This is a genomic window from Shewanella woodyi ATCC 51908, from assembly GCF_000019525.1.
GTDB classification, from domain to species: Bacteria; Pseudomonadota; Gammaproteobacteria; order Enterobacterales; family Shewanellaceae; genus Shewanella; species Shewanella woodyi.
On record NC_010506.1, the window covers coordinates 5274962 to 5288921 of the forward strand.

8 protein-coding genes are annotated in these 13960 nt (G+C 42.3%); 5 read left to right on the forward strand and 3 right to left on the reverse strand.

What is annotated here, in order from left to right; translation table 11 throughout:
- Position 1 precedes the first annotated feature (1 nt).
- Complete coding sequence (locus SWOO_RS22360; protein WP_012326942.1) at positions 2-1105, forward strand: ABC transporter permease; 1104 nt, start codon at positions 2-4, stop codon at positions 1103-1105.
- A 50-nt stretch (positions 1106-1155) separates the two neighbouring features.
- On the opposite strand, the gene SWOO_RS22365 is transcribed toward SWOO_RS22360, so the two are convergent.
- The 3 genes from SWOO_RS22365 to bglX all read right to left on the reverse strand — a co-directional run bounded on the left by SWOO_RS22365 (position 1156) and on the right by bglX (position 6728).
- Entirely contained in the window at positions 1156-2535 is a 1380-nt protein-coding gene (locus SWOO_RS22365) for an alanine/glycine:cation symporter family protein (protein WP_012326943.1), read from the reverse strand.
- Between the two features lie 134 nt (positions 2536-2669).
- The gene (locus SWOO_RS22370) at positions 2670-4496 is read right to left on the reverse strand and encodes a glycoside hydrolase family 3 protein (protein WP_012326944.1); all 1827 of its coding nucleotides are present in this window, start codon (positions 4494-4496) and stop codon (positions 2670-2672) included.
- Positions 4497-6728: a beta-glucosidase BglX gene (bglX, locus tag SWOO_RS22375; protein WP_012326945.1), complete on the reverse strand. Its 2232-nt coding sequence runs from the start codon at positions 6726-6728 to the stop codon at positions 4497-4499.
- Between the two features lie 260 nt (positions 6729-6988).
- On the opposite strand from bglX, the gene SWOO_RS22380 reads away from it, so the two are divergent.
- The 4 genes from SWOO_RS22380 to SWOO_RS22395 all read left to right on the forward strand — a co-directional run bounded on the left by SWOO_RS22380 (position 6989) and on the right by SWOO_RS22395 (position 13952).
- Positions 6989-8470 carry an MFS transporter gene (locus SWOO_RS22380; RefSeq protein ID WP_012326946.1) on the forward strand — a complete coding sequence of 494 codons (1482 nt, stop codon included), beginning with the start codon at positions 6989-6991 and terminating at the stop codon, positions 8468-8470.
- A 210-nt stretch (positions 8471-8680) separates the two neighbouring features.
- Entirely contained in the window at positions 8681-9229 is a 549-nt protein-coding gene (locus SWOO_RS22385) for an RHS repeat protein (RefSeq protein WP_012326947.1), read from the forward strand.
- Positions 9230-9303: 74 nt separating this feature from the next.
- Positions 9304-11343 carry a hypothetical protein gene (locus tag SWOO_RS22390; RefSeq protein WP_012326948.1) on the forward strand — a complete coding sequence of 680 codons (2040 nt, stop codon included), beginning with the start codon at positions 9304-9306 and terminating at the stop codon, positions 11341-11343.
- Positions 11343-13952 (forward strand): RHS repeat domain-containing protein, encoded by a 2610-nt coding sequence (locus SWOO_RS22395; protein ID WP_012326949.1) that lies wholly within the window; start codon positions 11343-11345, stop codon positions 13950-13952. The genes SWOO_RS22390 and SWOO_RS22395 overlap by 1 nt, the downstream gene beginning before the upstream one ends.
- Positions 13953-13960 lie beyond the last annotated feature (8 nt).

Sequence of the window (13960 nt, forward strand, 5' to 3'; positions counted from 1 at the left end):
TATGTCATTTATCAACAGCATCCGCAGAATAAAAGCCATCACAGTCAAAGAGATCCGACAACTAAAACGAGATCGTATTACTTTTGGAATGGTGGTGATGATCCCCCTGATCCAACTGCTGCTTTTTGGCTACGCCATCAACACAGATGTTCGCAATGTGCCCGTTGCCATCGTCGATCAAAGTGACTCGGCGGCAGGTCGCTGGATAGTTGAAGCGATTAAAGTGACTCAGGTTGTCTCCGTCGAAGCCTTTTATAAAACAAGCACAGAGGCGGAGGCTGCTATCACTCGCGGTGAGATACGAGCCGCACTTATCTTACCCCCTAATCTCACCGAAAAACTCGCCAACAATGAAACCTTAGGCCAGTGGATAGTCGATGGCTCAGATACCATGATCGCCGGTGCTATGAAGCAGCTGAGAAACATGCCGCTGGATCAGATAACTGGCATCAATACTCAAAAGCCTGCCACCTTTGAGGTTGCCCTCTTCTACAACCCTGAGCAGCGATCTGCAGTTAATATCGTGCCAGGGCTAATCGCGGTTATCCTCACCATGACCATGATCCTGTTCACCTCGGCAGCCATAGTTCGCGAGCGTGAAAAGGGGAATTTGGAGCTATTGATCACCACCCCAATCAAGCCACTGGAACTGATGCTGGGTAAGATTCTGCCCTACATTATTGTGGGTTTGATCCAGATGACTATTATTTTAGGGCTGGGGCATTTTATCTTCGATGTACCAATAAATGGCTCTCTAGCACAACTGCTTATGGGCACCTTGCTCTTTATCGCCGCCAGTTTAACCTTAGGGCTAATTATCTCGACCATAGCTCGAACTCAATTACAGGCGATGCAGATGACCATCTTTATCATACTGCCCACCATCTTACTGTCAGGCTTTATGTTTCCTTTTGAAGCCATGCCAAAACCCGCCCAATGGATTGCAGAGATCTTACCTGCGACTCACTTTATGAGGATCATTCGCGCCGTAGTACTTAGAGGGGGAGAGATAGGCGATATGCCCTTCGATACACTCTGGTTAGTGGGCTTTACTGTAATTGGAATTATTATCGCCTCACTGCGATTCAATAAGCGTTTGGATTAGCTATAAAAAAGCGCCTTTCGGCGCTTTATTTTCAAGTATCACTTAGCGAGTTAAACACCAGCCTTGGCTTTCTCGTCTTCCTCGCGCTTTTTGATAAAAAACTCACGGGTTAGAGTGAATACCACTGGACTTAACAGCGCTAAAGCTATCAAGTTAGGTATCGCCATCATGGCATTAAGGGTATCGGCCAACAGCCAGATGAAGTCCAGTGAACTAATTGCCCCTAGAGGTACCACGAGAATCCATAACACTCTAAACGGCTTCACCGCTTTTACACCAAGCAGATACTGAACACACTTTTCACTGTAAACGCTCCAACCCAGAATGGTTGTAAAAGCGAAAACAGACAGGGCAATAGCAACAATATAATTACCCATGGGAATAGCCGACGAGAAGGCTAATGAGGTTAACGCCGCACCATTCTCACCTGAGGTCCAACTGCCTGTAACAATAATCGCTAGACCTGTGATGCTACAAACGATCAAGGTATCGATAAAGGTACCTAACATGGCCACTAAACCTTGCGCCACTGGATTGTTGGTTTGTGCCGAAGCATGGGCAATGGGCGCACTACCTAAACCAGCCTCATTTGAAAACACACCACGTGCCACACCAAAACGAATCGCAGCCCAAACCGCTGCACCAGCAAAGCCACCTTGTGCTGCAACAGGGTTAAATGCGCTGTGCACAATCAAGGCTATCGCATCGGGGATCTCTGAAGCATTGACTATCAGTACCGCAATACCCGCACCGATATAAAATACGCTCATCAGGGGAACCAGCTTACCTGCCACGTCGGCAATGCGCTTAATTCCACCCATCAATACAGCACCAACCAGCAGCATTAGTACGACCCCAGTAATCCAAGTGGGTACGCCAAAGTTACTGCTTAACGCATCAGCCACCGAGTTCGACTGAACCGTATTACCAATTCCGAAACCAGCAAATGAGCCAAATAGGGCAAAGGCAGTACCTAACCAAGCCCACTTACTACCTAAGCCGTTTTTGATGTAATACATGGGACCACCAATGTGCTCACCTTTATCATCAACTTCACGGAATTTAACCGCTAATACCGCCTCAGAGAACTTAGTTGCCATACCCACCAGCGCGGTACACCACATCCAAAATAGTGCTCCAGGACCACCAATAAAGATAGCGGTAGCCACACCAGCGATATTACCGGTACCAATTGTGGCCGACAGTGAAGTCATCAAGGCATTAAAGGGGCTAATCTCCCCCTTCATATTTTTATCTTTATCCGGGATCCGGCCGGACCATAACAGTTTAAAGCCTGTACCTAGTTTCAAAATCGGCATGAGTTTTAACCCTACCGAGAGAAATAAGCCAACACCTAAGATCATGACAAGCATAGGGGTACCCCATACAAAGCCATTGATCATGTTGACAAAATCAGTAATTCTTTCCATTCAAACCTCGTCGATGCTTATCATTATTATTTTGTTGATTGAATTCCAGAGTACAACGAAAAGAGTACAAAATGAAAGCAGCGACTGATGAACTTACTTGATAATCAATTTTAAGTATTTTCTGGTGGGGTTATTTAGTATTTAAGACCAAATCCTACAGAGAACAAAGCAGTGCTGTCAGTATTGAGTGTTTTAAGCTGTTTAGGCCAAGTAAATGAGAGCTTACCGCTAAAGTTATCATCACCAAATATTAGATCGCTAACACCCTGCCCCTCTGAGCCAGGCAGCCAAGCAGCAATAAAGGCATTAGAGGAATTAAGCTCCGGATTAATAATCAGTGGTCTGCCAGAAACAAGCACTGTTACTACGGAAATACCTTGCGCCTCAAACCTGCGAATAAGTTCACCATCTTCAGGGTGTAGCTTGGCAAGCTCAAGACTTTTTCCATAGGGCTGCAGTAGGTTAATCTGGCCATCTATCTGAGAGCCCATCTCAACAATAATCTCATCACTCTCCCTTATATCGCCCACTCCTTCGGCATAAGGTTGCTCACCTATAACCAGTATCGCAACCTCATATTTATCTAAGTCTTGCTCCTGAGTATCATTTAACTCGTCCAATGAAGAGATAAGTGTTGCGTTAGGTGCAACCGCTTTAATACCATCCCAAATAGAGCTGCCGCCTTCGATGGCGCTGTTACCTGTTCTGCCTTGCCAGTCGAGCGTAAAGCCGCCACATTGATTTCCTCTGTTATGGGCATTTTTACCAGCAACCAAGATACGAGAACTCTTATTTAAAGGCAGCATATTGGCATCATTTTTAAGTAATACCATGGACTTTCTAACAGCTTCCCTTGCTACTTCTCTGTGTGCAAAACTGCCAAAATTACCACTGTTAGCACCAACTCGCAGGCTTGGTTGAACTTTCTCAAACACACCAGCTTTCACTTTAACTGAGAGTATTCTGCGCACCGCATCATCGATGCGCGACATTGGCACTCGGCCCAACTCCACATGACTTTTCAGGTGTTCGATAAACATCTGCCAATGATTCGTTAACATAAACATATCGATACCTGCATTTACCGCTGTTTCAACACAGGTATAATAATCATCAGAGAGATAATCTATGCCATCCATATCAGAGAGAATAAAGCCCTGGAATTGCATCTCCCCTTTCAACATATCGGTTAACAGGGCTCGGTTGCCATGGCATTTATTGCCATTCCAACTGCTAAATGAGGCCATCACGGTTAATGCTCCCGCCTCGAGAGCGGCGTAATAGGGCTGCATATGGATGTTTTTTAGATCGGCAAAATCAAGCAATGTATTACCATGATCAATACCGTGACTTGTCCCGCCATCTCCAACCCAATGCTTCACACAGGTTAATACGCCAATCTCGTTAAACCCTTTATGAAAACCATTGATGATCCGCTCTGCGTATTTCACGGCAATTTGAGGAGACTCTGAAAAACTTTCATAGGTTCGACCCCAATGGGGATCTTGTGCAACAGCCAAGTTGGGAGCAAATACCCAGTCGACACCAGTGGCCAGCACCTCTATTGATGTCACTGCCGCAATATGACCCACAAGACTGGGATCATCAGCAGCACCTAAGCCGATGTTATGTGGGAAAATCGTCGCTCCTTTGACATTGTTATGGCCATGTATGGCATCAACGCCATAGAGAATCGGCACACCTAAGTGCTGCTCATCCTTTTCGGTGGAGGCAAGCCAGTATTGGTCCAACATCTCAGTCCATCCTTTGGGAGAGTTATCATCGGGAGCTGAGCCCGCACCACTGAAAACAGAACCCAAATGGTAATGTTTAACCTCATCAGGCGTACAAGATAAGCGTTCAACTTGGATCATCTGGCCAATCTTTTGCTCTAACGTCATCTGAGCCAACAGTTTATCGACCTTGGCTTTAATCTTGGGATCTCGCAGTAATCTCTTCATTCACATATCATCTCCCTTGATACTAAATTGACTACGCAGCCGAGTGTCTGAATCTCCACCTATCCAGACATCAAACAGTCCAGGCTCTGCTTTCAACACCATGTTTCTGTCATAAAAGGCAACATCATCAGTGTGAAGAGAAAAGCTGACCACTTGACTCTCACCAGCCATTAACGAGATGCGCTGAAACCCTTTTAACTCTTTAACTGGACGCGTCACATTAGCCACTAGATCACGAACATAGAGCTGGACCACCTCTTCGCATTCTCGTTTACCCACATTCGAGACTTGAGCTGTGATCGTAACCGTACCACCCATAGCGATAGCGGTATGACTGACCTCGATATCTCTATAGTGACATTCACTATACGAGAGGCCGAATCCAAAAGGAAATAAAGGGGTGAAATGGGTATCGAGGTGAGTTGCTGCCATACCGAGTGAGGTTTGCTGAGCTCGCTGAGGAATATCCTTCATATGCACAAAACTCTCATCTGTGGCGGGTTTACCTGTGTGCTTTTGTGAGTAATAGAGGGGGATCTGCCCAACAACACGAGGAAAACTGATAGGAAGCTTGCCCGAAGGGGCTTTGATACCAAACAGTAACTCGGTAATCGCTGGCCCTCCCATCGTTCCCGGATGCCAGGCATAAAGAACGGCATCAACTTTATCAATCACATTCGTCAGTGTCAGCGGCCTTCCTGCCATTACCACCAAAACAATAGACTTCCCAGTAGCAGCGACGGCCTCAATCAGCTGCTCTTGAGCACCAGGAAGATTGATGTTTGAACGGCAGTGAGCCTCCCCTGATAAAATCGACTCCTCCCCCAAAAACATCAACACCAGATCAGACTCATGGGCAAGGTTAACAGCTTCATCAAATCCAGCTTGCTGCTCACTACGTGAAGTCTCCAGCCCTTGAGCAAATTTAATCTCTACCTCTGAACCTACATAATCTTTTAACGCAGCTAAGCAGCTAGTGCTATGCTCAGCTTCACCATCAAAAATCCAAGTTCCTAACTGTTCATAACCATCATCGGCCAAAGGGCCTATCACTGCGATGGATTGAAGCTGATGTTTATCTAAAGGTAACTTGTTCTCGCTATTTTTTAACAGCACACAAGATTTGATCGCAGCCTCTTTTGCAGCTAATAGATGTGAGGGGTTAAGCAAAGTGGGCAGTGTTTTAGGATCGGTAAACGGGTTATCAAACAGGCCTAACTCATACTTCAAGGTGAGGATACGTCTCACCATAATATCAATCTGGGCTAACTCAAGCTTGCCCTCATCTATCAAAGCTTCAAGATGCTGCTGATAACTTCTGCTTACCATCTCCATATCAATACCAGCATTAATGGCCTCAAATGCCGCCATCTTTTCATCTTCACAGAAACCATGAATAGTTAACTGCTTAATCGACTCCCAGTCGCTAACCACAAACCCGTCGTAACCCCACTCTTCACGAAGCACTTGCTTCATCAGCCACTCATTACCTGAAGCTGGAATCCCATTAAGTTCATTAAAAGCAGACATAAAAGTGGCAACCCCTGCTTGAGCGGCTGCCTTAAAAGGGGGCAGATATACATTTCTCAGCTCATGTTCTGAAAGGTTAACTGTGTTGTAGTCTCGGCCACTTTCCGCTGCGCCATATCCAGCAAAATGTTTAGCGCATGCCGCAATAGCGCCGGGCGCAGATAAAGAGTCGCCTTGAAAACCAGTAATCATCGCCTTGCCTAGCTCTGAACATAGATAGGGATCTTCCCCTAAACTTTCAGCAACCCGCCCCCAACGAGGATCGCGGCTGATATCAATCATAGGTGCAAAGGTCCAATTAACACCGACAGATGCCGACTCCATTGCACTTATCTTTGCTCCAAGCTTAACCACTTCTGGAGACCAACTAGCCGCTTGTCCTAAGGGGATTGGGAATATGGTTTTAAAGCCGTGGATCACATCCCGGCCAATCAACAGAGGTATACCTAGTCGACTCTCTTCAACCGCAATGCGTTGCATCTCGTTGACCACATCAAGGTTCACCTCATTGATAACAGAGCCTACCTTGCCACCTTGAATATCCTCCACCAGCTCATTTGGCAAAAAGCCGCCCACCCCTGAACACTGGCTCATCTGGCCTACTTTCTCACTCAATGTCATCTGCAACAGTAAATCGTCGATATAAGAATCAACTTCACTTAGCTGCTCACTACTAAACTGTGAATGATCTTGTTCTGACATAGACTCCGCTCTTAAAAAGCGCTCAGCAAAAAATGACTATCATTAATCATATGCTGACTTAAGTCCCAAACAACTCAAAACCGCTCAAGCGGACTCTATTTGAGATAGAAAGGTAAAACAGGCCCGTGAATCGAGAAACCCTAAAACAGATCACTGATGACCATTTCAACGTCTTAAACGACCGACTCACCGTTTCAGTATTGTTTACCTTAACTATCTAGGTAGCTTGGCAAGTAATCTTTAGGTTGGGAACCTTCAATATGCACTCAAAAGAGATCAACAAAATAGCCGCTGAAGATAGAGTCCCCCCCATTCAAAAATTTATTTATGGGTTAGGCGCCTTCGTCAATAATCTATTGGGTGCTGCTATCGGCGGCATGCTGATCGTATTGAATTTAGGCTTAGGAATGAATCCAGCACTTGTTGGATTATTGGGAGCACTACCTCGATTAACCGACGCCTTAACCGACCCTCTTATGGGGTATATCTCAGATCACAGCAAGACGAAATGGGGACGTCGTCGCCCCTTTATCTTTTTTGGAGCCATTGCCGCAGGCTTAATTTTTGCCATGTTATGGCAAGTGCCGAGAGAGCAGAGCGAATCTTTCTACTTCTGGTTTTTCCTCATAGGCTCAGTGCTTTTTTACCTTGCCTATACCGTGTTCGCCACCCCCTGGGTTGCGCTCGGTTACGAATTAACACCTGATTACCATGAACGTACCAGCTTAATGGCTGTACAAAATTTTATGGGACAAATAGCCTGGTTAACCGCACCATGGTTTCTCTGGTTTATGCAGTCCGACCTGCTATTTGACGATATGATTGAGGGAGCTGGATGGCTGGCAATCATCATAGGTGGCTTTACTATCTGTGTGGGGATTTTACCGGCTATTTTTCTTAAAGAACCTTCAAAAAAACCAGCTAAGCATACTCAGATAACTGCTGATACAGACGAGGCCAACACCAATAGTGTCGATAAAAAGGAGGCTAACGTTGAGGAGTTTCCTGCTGGCGTCGGTGATTTCTTCAAGGGCTTTTTAGCCACCATCAAATTTAAACCATTTTTGAGTCTGTGTGGCGCCACTTTTCTAGTTTTCAACGGCTTTATGATGGTCTCTTCATTCCAAACTTATGTCATCATTTACTACGTCTTCGGCGGTGATCAAGCATTAGGCGCTGAATATGCAGGTTGGTCAGGTACCGTCTCAGCCATCTCCACCTTCTGCGTCATCTTTATCGTTACTAAACTCTCCGCCAGCTTAGGTAAACGTCGTGCTTTTTATGCTGTCACAGGAATTTCAATATTTGGCTACGCTCTCAAATGGATCTGCTACAACCCAGAACATCCACTGCTGCTATTAATTCCCCCAGTATTCATCGCCTTTGGTTTAGGTGGACTGTTCACATTAATGGGATCGATGATCGCCGATGTATGCGATTTCGATGAACTAAAAACCCGCGAGCGCCGTGAAGGCATGTTCGGCTCTATCTATTGGTGGGTGGTTAAACTGGGAATGGCTGTCGCACTCGCCGCGGGTGGTGTACTCCTTAATGTCACCGGATTCGATGTGGCACTAGGTAGTGCACAAACCGACGATACCATCTTTTTAATGAGACTATTTGATGTACTCATTCCGATTATTACATCTGCCATCGCGATCTGGTTGATCATGGGCTATCCCATTACAGAAGCAAAAGCCAATGAGGTACGCCAAGAGCTAGAGGCAAGAAAAGCCAAGTAAAGAGGAGCAGGCTATGAAGTGCCACCAATCACAATCAAGGCATTAATAACTGACAAATTTAAAATTAGCAGCTAGTAACACCAAGAAATAGCAATAAAACGGAGTTAAAAAAACAAAAAAAGAGCAAAAAGTAGACAATGTAGTTCAATTTATATATATTGCAATGTAAGCGCTATCAAAAGTTACAATAAAAACAAAGGAATGTAATTTATGTATAACAATATATATAAAATAAAAAATCTTTATGTTTTTCTTATAAGCCAGATATTCATTTTCAATATCGTTACGGTCAAAGCAAGTACTGATCAAGCTGTATTCATTCCTATAGCGGTAGGTGATATCACAAGTTTTATCCCAATTATATCAACTACAGCCAGTGGTAGTATCACAAGTATGTCTGCAGATAATAGTTTTAGACTAACTTGGTCTGCAGTAAGCAACGCAAGTTATTATCAAATTATTATTACAGAGGAAAATGGAGAAAAGAGGGTTATTATTGTAACTGAAAATAGTTTCTTATTGAGTAACTTATCGACAGGCAGTCATAGAGTTGAAATCCAAGCTTGTAATGACAGTAATCAATGTGGGCTAAAATATCTAGCAGGAACTGTAGCCGTAACCGAAATGGTTGAAACACAATATCAATATGATGCATTAGGCAGAGTCACTTGCACCACTGACGATCTAAATGGTGACCGCTTATATTCTTACGATGATGCAGGAAATCGTGAAAACGTCACTATTGGCAATTGTCCATAATTTTTATCTCCCCCTTAAAATCATATTTCAAAATGACTAATTATTTTTAAGCCTAATGAAAATGGAGAGTTTCAATGTTTAAATGTAATTCATGGGTAAATACTGTTTTCGTATTTAAACTAGGCCTATTTTTCAGTGCAATTGCTCTTTCTGCTAATGCAGCAGATGATGGACCAGAAGTAGGCGAACCAATATACCAGCTAGTAGATAGTAACTATATAAATTTAGCCGGTGGGCAAATTAACTACTCTTTAAACGATTTGAGTATAGGTCATGGCGCACTTGCACTTACCCATCATATTAGTATAAATGCGAGTGATGCCTTAAATTGGGATGCTGTATTTCCTGGATATAAAGAGAAATATCAAGGAGCCATTCGAAGAACCGAATACAGCAGAGAAACTGTACCAGACTGGCCTTGGGGCTTAAGAGAGAATTATGAAGTTACCACAGTTACAGATGATATAGGAACAACACAATTCGAAGTAAATGACAGTGGTCAATTTGAAGCAATGAAGAACAAAAATGTTACTTTGAAAATTGTAGGAAGTAACTTTGAATTAACCAGAGAAGACGGCACAGTAGTGATATTTAAGCGCACTAGCCCTAATCCTAGCGTATTAACGCCAGAGTATAATGCTAGAGGCTATATGACCCAAATTAAATACACCAATGGGCATACGATAACAATTCATCGAGAAGCTGGGGCAGATTCAATAGGGTCAATAGGGTCTACGCCTATCAAAAGCGTGACCAGTAATAATGGCCTTCAACTTAAATACATCTACGATAGACATTCACGCCCCCTGGAGGCAAGTAAACGCAGCTCGACAAATCGACCTTCAATGCCTGCTGATTCAAACAATTGGTCCTATTACCATCCAAGCAAAATTATTGCTCTAAATAATGCAGTAGAAACATGCCCGATATTAGGTAACACCTGTGAAACGCAACACGAATGGCCAGAGGTTAACTACCACTGGCCCGATGGAATGCCCCGCGCCTTTTATATTGGAAGCAGCTTATTCTCAGTCACTGATGCTACAGGCAGAGTCACTGAGTTTCATCACAAAGCATTGTCCCCAAATGGCGATATTGAAGATGTTACTGATGGTGAAGCGACCTTCCCTAGAATTGTACGAATAAAAAGTAATACGGGGGAAGAGGTCGGTTATAAATACAAAAACACTTTCGCATTAATCCCTAGCGGCATGTCTGTTTGGTACGCACCAACCGAACAAGGTGTCATTATAAAAGCTCTAAAAAACGGTCGTTCAACTAGTTATAATGTCGGAACTCTTATGCATCTCTATGGCCGCCCAGGCACTGGAGATATGCAAGCATTTGGTGGTGCTTATAAAAGTATTAATAGTGTCCGCACAAAAACAACATCTACATCCCCTTTTGGTAAAAAATTTACCGTACCTTACCTAATTGAATCATGGAATAAAAAGGTCCATTTATCACAAGATATAATAAATAAAGTTGAGCGTATTGAGGACAAACTCAACCAAACGACAACAGAGTATCATTATGATACCTATGGTCGACTTGTTGGTGTCGATGGGGTTAATTCTCAAACAATTGCTTACCAGTATAGATACAACGGACAGTGTTCAAGCTACAAAACATGCAATAAACCAACAGCAATTTCCGACCGATATGGCTATGGCTCAACAGGTAGATATACGTTCTACACCTATCACAACCAATCAGGCCAAGTACAATCAATAAAAAATCCGAAAAACAGGTCAGGATTGATTGCAGAGATCAAAAATATATATCAACAATATTATGCAACATATATCAACTCAGCGGGCGTACTAGCTAATGCTAATGAACCAATTTGGTTATTGTCATCATCAAGTACATGTAAAAATAGCAATATGCTCAATGGTAATTGCAGTAGTAATGATAAAGTCACTACCACTTACGAATATGGCACAGGAGGAGCTGGCAATAATCTTTTCTTATTAGGAACAACCCTCACAACACAAGGTGAGCCTACAGTTCGACGAACCTGCTTTAAATATGACAAATACGGAAATCAAATAGAAATTAGTCAACCTAAATCAAATATTAGTAGCTGTAATATTGGCAGGGAGTATGAATAATGGAATATTCTAAACATTTTAATGAAAGCACAATAGTCTTAGTCATTATTGTTTTTGCTTCTTTACTATCAAATTTCAGTTATGCAGCACAAAATGCTAAACCCTATACAACCGCTTATCGCTATAACTTAAGTGGACAAGTCACCGGTGTCATCTCACCCGATCCTGATAACTCAGGCCCTCTTAAGTATATAGCAACACGTAACACGTACAACAGCAGAGGCTTACTCACAAAAGTAGAGACAGGTGAATTAGCATATTGGCAAAATGAAAATGTAAAACCAAAAAACTGGTATGGATTTCATCGCTTAACCGAACAAACCACGACTTATAATAACAATGGTTTACCAGTATCTATAGCAACTAGTGGTCGTAACTCAACCAATCAATTTGTCACAAGTCAATTTAAACAAACAAGCTATGACCAATATAACAGGGTGGTATGTGAGGCAACACGTTTAACACCCAACAGCTTTAATAACACATCTATCAGTGCCTGTTCTGCCAATCACTCAAGTGAATTTGGCTATGACCGTATTACCAAATATGAGTATGATAACATTGGTCAAATACTCAGAGTTTATAAAGCTTATGGCACACCGTTGCAACAAATTTACAGAGCTAATGAATATGATAATGAAAAAATTGGACAATTAAAAAGTATAACTGATGCAAATAATAATAAAACAAGACTAACATATGACTCAAGAGGTCGTCTTGAATATCGTTATTATCCTGATAACTCATACAATCATTACGCTTACAATGTAAATAATGACCTAATTCAAGAAACCAAACGTAACGGTAAAATATTCAAATACTATTACGATAACAATCATAGATTAACATCCAAAAAGCCTCCTTCTGGATTATCAACATCTTATACTTATGACTTAAGAGGATTAACGCTATCAAGTAAGTTCTCTCATCCTTATTACGGCCAGTATTCACGAGGAGTCACTAACACTTATGATGGCGCAGGTAATCTAACCTCAACAACTATCGCAATGGGAGGGAATGATAATAGTCCTCCCACCTTTGTGAAAACATTGCGTTTCGGATATGACAAAAATAATAACCGCAGCTATATTAATCACTCTGATTATAAATCATTTTACTATCAATTCGATGGTCTTGATAGGATATCAAACATACTTTTCCCATCATACTCAAACCTAATACGCTTTGCCTATGACAGATCAGGAGGCCGCTCAATTATCACCCGAGCCAGTGCCACTGGAGCGTCCACAAGTTATGGCTACGATAATATCAATCGTCTAAAGAGTTTTAACCAGAATTTTCCTTCAACTGATAAAGATTTAACGAATACCTTCACCTATAACCCTGTAAATCAGATCACCAGTATTAACAGAAGCAATTCTATTTATCAGTATATAGGTAATGAGAACTTAGTCGGCAGCTACCAAGTCAACAACTTGAATCAATACACAAATATTAACGGTAAAACATTAACCTACGATAACAATGGTAATTTAAAGTCAGACGGAACAAATTACTATTCATATGATGATGAAAATAGACTGTTGACAGTAACTGGCAATACTAATGCCACCTTTGTTTACGACCCATTAGGGCGTTTACATGAAACGACAATCAATGGTGTGAACACAAAGTTTGAGTTCGATGGTGACGCACTCATCGCAGAGTACAATAGCAGTGGCAATATAATTAATCGATACGTTCACGGAGACAAGGTCGATGAACCATTGCTACAATTTAATGGAAATAGCGTTGTTAGTACCAATAATATTCGTTATTTGCACAGTGATCATCAAGGCAGTATTATTGCTCATAGTAATAAAAGCGGATACGTAACTCAAACACTCGCTTATGACACTTATGGGATCCCCAAACCAAGTAATGACAGCCGTTTTGCTTATACTGGTCAACTTCACTTTAAAGACCTCGGTATATATTACTATAAAGCCCGTTTTTATCATCCAAAGCTAGGCCGTTTCCTGCAAACAGATCCTGTTTTCTATGAAGACCAGATGAACATCTATGCTTATGTAGGCAATGATCCGGTTAATATGGTTGATCCAAGTGGGGCCAAATCATTTTTAGTTAGTCGTCGCTTGAAATTGCCAGTCAAAGCAAATCATAATTTCATTGTTCACCATGCAAAATATTTAGGCGATCCAAATGCAATTATTAGATCCTATGGTGATGTTGGCAATGACACCATGGGAGAGGTTTACAATGATACGAAAGGTTTCTCGGAAGGAACTTTACAAAATGATACTGCCGCTTGGCTAAGCTTAAGTACAGAAGGAAGTTCAGTAACTTATAGAAACATTAACGCATCTGATGCAGCTGTAAGAAAATTAGCAGACTCCTTAATTGGAGGGCTAGAGTACAGTGCTTTGCCTGAACTCCAAGGGGGAGTAAATAGTAATACGGCTGCCGGAGCGATAGCAGAAAAGGCAGATGATGGCTACCCTTTCGTAAATAATGCTGTTTCACAACCAGGAAGCACAGTAACAAACAGGGTTAATTTTGAAAGTAATTATGAGCCGTATAAACAAGGTTTGGGTGGTAAAATATGCGTTGTAAGTGGTGCAGGTATGAATAGATGTCCGAGTAATTAATAATTTTA